This window comes from Dolichospermum planctonicum, from assembly GCF_005402965.1.
In the GTDB taxonomy this organism is placed as follows: domain Bacteria; phylum Cyanobacteriota; class Cyanobacteriia; order Cyanobacteriales; family Nostocaceae; genus Dolichospermum; species Dolichospermum planctonicum.
This window is the reverse complement of record NZ_BJCF01000146.1, coordinates 1-533: the sequence shown is the minus strand read 5'-3', so window position 1 is coordinate 533 and position 533 is coordinate 1. Positions and strand designations below refer to the sequence as shown.

Sequence of the window (533 nt, the reverse complement as noted above, 5' to 3'; positions counted from 1 at the left end):
TCGCAGACTTGAAGTAAAGCTTTCAAACTATGATTTGGTTCGATAAGGGCTATTAGCTCAGGTGGTTAGAGCGCACCCCTGATAAGGGTGAGGTCCCTGGTTCGAGTCCAGGATGGCCCACCTGAAGAATTTTAGATTGGTGATTTGAGATTTTAGATTGAGAAAAAAAATCAATCCAAAATCGTCAATCCAAAATCCAAAATTTTGTAGGGGGGTTTAGCTCAGTTGGTAGAGCGCCTGCTTTGCAAGCAGGATGTCAGCGGTTCGAGTCCGCTAACCTCCACATTGGAAAAAAGACAGCACCTAACTATAAAAGTTAGACTGCTGGGTGAGATTCCAGCCAGAACCTTGAAAACTGCATAAGAGAACGAGAAAAAGCAGGCAGACACAGACATGAGAGTGTTTCGTGAAAGCAAAGAAAAATTGTGGTCAAGCTAATAAGGGCTAATGGTGGATACCTAGGCACACAGAGGCGAAGAAGGACGTGGTTACCGACGAAATGTTCCGGGGAGTTGGAAGCAAACTAAGAGCCG

The 533-nt window shown here is 45.0% G+C and carries 2 tRNA genes and 1 rRNA gene; all 3 read left to right on the top strand.

From position 1 onward, the window contains the following. Positions 1-46: 46 nt before the first annotated feature. Positions 47-120 (top strand) — tRNA-Ile (locus FFO06_RS20815). 90 nt (positions 121-210) lie between these two features. Beyond that, a tRNA-Ala gene (locus FFO06_RS20810) sits at positions 211-283 on the top strand. A 144-nt stretch (positions 284-427) separates the two neighbouring features. Next, a 23S ribosomal RNA gene (locus FFO06_RS20805) occupies positions 428-533 on the top strand; the annotation flags it as partial.